A 2931-nucleotide genomic window follows, 5' to 3' on the forward strand; every position below is an offset into this window, starting at 1 on the left:
GCAAAAACAGGTGAAGACCAAAATCTACGGAAAATTATAACGCCAAGGTTTGCTCTTAAAAAACAAAAATTGCGGATTTCTAAAAAAGAAACTAAAAATTTTCCTTAGAATATTTAGAACAAAATGTAAAAGAAGCAAAAAACTAAATAAATAGATTTTGGATCTGGCTCACTCTGCTTCTGAATTATTTTAATCATTAAAAATAAGTCGTCTGATTCAACAAATTAACGAACATAAATCTGACTCTAAAAATTTAATAAATAAGTACTTTTTATAATTGTAACAAACAGATAAACATAATCGGAATTGTTCCTAATTTGCTGAGTTATTTATTGCCTAAGTTGTTTTCTAATAACAAATGTTAATTAACTAAAAACTGCTTTTGCTAACACCGTATAAAAAAAATTGCTATTTTGTGCTTAATTAAAGTGTGTTGCTTTTTTGCTTGCTTCTGATTTTCCTACGGAAAATCCTCGCCCACAAAAACGCAACTTTCTTTATACAAAAACGTTGTAATGCATTAAAACCAGAACTACCAAATGAACACAATCTCATTTCTAAAATTAATTAAAGAAGAATTAAATGTCTCTTTAAATATTAATGACATAAAAAGAATAACGTCTGAAAATAGTGAAAAAATGTTCTTTTTGAAATGGCTGACTGAAAATGAATTCATAATTAGTTTAAACTTTTCAATTGGAACAAATTATACCTTTGACATTGACAATAAATCAAAAAGTGCAATTGTTATCTACGGAACTGTATCTGAATTGACCGAGAATAAAACAAAGATTATACTTGAGACAAAATATAAATACGGGCTTTATATAATATTAATAATCCCAATTATTATGCTCATTTTACGGTTGTCATATGGATTAGAAATTCCAGTCCCCTTCTTTTTCTTTCCGATTGTTTTTTTTGTAATTATAAGTTTGATATTTAACAGCGAAGAGAAAAAATTAATAAGATATTTCAAAGAGCATCTTGAAACTGAAAAAATAACGCATTACAACACCGTGTAAAAATAATTGCTTGGTTCTCGCTTACTTGGAAATTCCTGCGGAATTTCCACAAGCTCGGTCAATGTTTACTATTTTAGGTGCTTGTCACCGCAACTATTCTTACACATTAACGTTGTGCTTCATACTGAAGAAAATCCCGTCTTGTAAAAAAATCAAACAGATTGAAACAAAATTGTAACTAATTCGTTACATTTGTAATATGAGAGAAATCGATATTACAGAAGAATGTCTGGAATTTATAGACAATCAAGGCGAAAGAGTTTCGCTTAAATTCTTCCAACTCATTGAAGTTATTGGAGAGGTTAAAGTTGTAAACACCAACTTCCTTAAAAAACTGCAATCAACACAATTTTATGAATTGCGAATTAAAGCAGGCAATGAATATCGAATTATAATTTTCGCAATAGACCATCTGAATTTCGCAGAATCCACCAAAGCCGTTTGTCTATGCGGATTTCTAAAAAAATCCACAAAAGATTATAAAAAAGCGGTAAAACAAGCCGAAAAAATATTAGAAGAATATCTTAAAGAAAAGTAATTATGGGAAAGTCAATAAATGCAAAGGAACTGATTGCTGAGCGATACGGGAAAGAAGGAACTAAGGAACGTGAGAAATTCCGAGAGGATGCTTTTTCCTATTATTTCGGAGAAATCATAAAAAACAGAAGAAAGGAATTGCATATGAGCCAAGAAGATTTAGCTGATAAAGTCGGAAAAAAGCGACCATATATCTCACGAATTGAAAACGGTGAAGATATTCGTTTATCCAATTTCGCCCTGATTGCCAATGCGCTGGGATTGTCTATAGAATTAAAAGTTGAGTAAAAGTACGAAAGCACAACAATGTGTATAAAACATAGCTAATTAGTGCTTTCCGAAAGGTCTGTGCGTGTTTGCAAAGTCCGCCAAATCTTTGATTTGGCTGTAATATTGAAAAAGTGGTTCCAAATCAAAGATTTGGCTAAGTGCCAATCCGAAAGTTATTGTTAAATTTATACGCTACGTTCCATACACGTAACGTTAGCTGCAAGCTGAGCAACAAAACTTAATTTGTACCTTTGAACTCTGAATAAAGAAATATTCTTGAAAGTAGAACATAACATATCTCGATTAAAACACTTACTGAAAATGTATAAACTTTCAGTATCTGAATTTTTATTGAAAATCAGTGAAGGTTTAAAGCGACCTATAACTGAAAAAGATGTTTTTTCGGAAAGAATAGAAATTGGACACTTAAAAAGAATTGATAAACTTTTTGAAAAGGGAATTCATTATTATTTAGACCCAAAAGCACCTGAAAATGCAAAAGAAGCAAGTATCTTTTTTAGAAAGGAAAGTTTTGGAACTGACTTAAATTTCAGAGCAAAACAGATAGTTAGTCAATTTGAGGAACTAAAAATATCTATTTCTGCTATTTCTAAATTGGCAGAATTGGATACAAAAAGAAAAATCCCAAAATTCAGCATAATAGACAATCCAGAAAAAGTAGCAAAAGAGTTTAGACAAATTCTTTATCCAAATTTCACATCTAAACGTAGAGATTTTCTTAAAGCGCTAATTTCAAAGTTTGCGGAGAGTAACATTTTAGTTTTTGAGTTTGTAGAAACTCATAACAGAAAAGAGAAAGCCAATATAGATGGTTTTTTTCTTAAACCTAATGTTATTGTATTAAAGAGACACCAATCTTTTAGGAGAGAAATATTCACTTTAGCTCACGAATTAGGTCATTTCCTTCTCGATAAAGAAGAAATTGAACTACTTGATTATAATGTTATTGCTGACCTTCACTTATCATCTATCGAAAGATGGTGTGTATCCGTCCGAGCAACTACATTAGCTATTGGTCTTCATATTTCGTAGTGAATTCAATATCCTTGCCTTCTGCCCTTGCTTGAAGCACTATTTG

4 protein-coding genes are annotated in these 2931 nt (G+C 30.7%); all 4 read left to right on the forward strand.

What is annotated here, in order from left to right:
- Positions 1-539 precede the first annotated feature (539 nt).
- The 4 genes from H3Z82_RS19355 to H3Z82_RS19370 all read left to right on the forward strand — a co-directional run bounded on the left by H3Z82_RS19355 (position 540) and on the right by H3Z82_RS19370 (position 2885).
- On the forward strand, positions 540-1025 hold the full coding sequence (locus tag H3Z82_RS19355) for a hypothetical protein (RefSeq protein ID WP_182207104.1): 486 nt from the start codon (positions 540-542) through the stop codon (positions 1023-1025).
- A gap of 199 nt (positions 1026-1224) precedes the next feature.
- A complete protein-coding gene (locus H3Z82_RS19360) occupies positions 1225-1563 on the forward strand; it encodes a type II toxin-antitoxin system RelE/ParE family toxin (RefSeq protein ID WP_182207105.1) in 339 nt (112 codons plus the stop codon).
- A 2-nt stretch (positions 1564-1565) separates the two neighbouring features.
- Positions 1566-1850: a helix-turn-helix domain-containing protein gene (locus H3Z82_RS19365; protein WP_182207106.1), complete on the forward strand. Its 285-nt coding sequence runs from the start codon at positions 1566-1568 to the stop codon at positions 1848-1850.
- Positions 1851-2153: 303 nt separating this feature from the next.
- Positions 2154-2885 (forward strand): ImmA/IrrE family metallo-endopeptidase, encoded by a 732-nt coding sequence (locus tag H3Z82_RS19370; RefSeq protein ID WP_220459220.1) that lies wholly within the window; start codon positions 2154-2156, stop codon positions 2883-2885.
- The last annotated feature ends 46 nt before the right edge of the window (positions 2886-2931 follow it).

Origin of the sequence: Gelidibacter maritimus (assembly GCF_014062315.1) — a bacterium.
Taxonomy (GTDB): domain Bacteria; phylum Bacteroidota; class Bacteroidia; order Flavobacteriales; family Flavobacteriaceae; genus Gelidibacter; species Gelidibacter maritimus.

Bases quoted from the DNA above. Each gene is read 5' to 3' on its own strand.
- H3Z82_RS19365 (WP_182207106.1), top strand. From the start codon at position 1,566: ATGGGAAAGTCAATAAATGCAAAGGAACTGATTGCTGAGCGATACGGG.
- H3Z82_RS19360 (WP_182207105.1), top strand. From the start codon at position 1,225: ATGAGAGAAATCGATATTACAGAAGAATGTCTGGAATTTATAGACAAT.
- H3Z82_RS19370 (WP_220459220.1), top strand. From the start codon at position 2,154: ATGTATAAACTTTCAGTATCTGAATTTTTATTGAAAATCAGTGAAGGT.
- H3Z82_RS19355 (WP_182207104.1), top strand. From the start codon at position 540: ATGAACACAATCTCATTTCTAAAATTAATTAAAGAAGAATTAAATGTC.